We start from the raw sequence: 318 nt of genomic DNA on the forward strand, positions 1-318 counted from the left end.
ATCAACCAATTATAAAGGGGATGCCCATAATTGCCAAGGCTGTCATTATTGTCAATAAACAGGCTGGAATCTTAAAGCGAAAACGCCAAAGGATATTGATTGGAACGGACATGATCGTCGTTATGATGAATCCTACGATAAACCATTGCAGAGATAATCCTATTATATTGATCTCATTTCTATTCAAACGATCTTGTTCTAATTCTTTCTCTGAAAACACAATCGATAATAGAAAAACCACGATAAACAGGAAATTCTCTACTTGGACAAGAAGTAACGGAAAATTTTTCAAGCTTTGACTATTCTGCTTCTTGTTCT

The 318-nt window shown here is 34.9% G+C and carries 1 pseudogene; it reads right to left on the reverse strand.

Annotated features, from left to right (window positions below):
• Position 1: 1 nt before the first annotated feature.
• Positions 2-318 (reverse strand): annotated as a pseudogene (locus ACFINC_RS11195) (hypothetical protein); the annotation flags it as partial.

The sequence above is a fragment of the Bartonella sp. AP58NXGY genome (assembly GCF_042195785.1).
In the GTDB taxonomy this organism is placed as follows: Bacteria; Pseudomonadota; Alphaproteobacteria; order Rhizobiales; family Rhizobiaceae; genus Bartonella.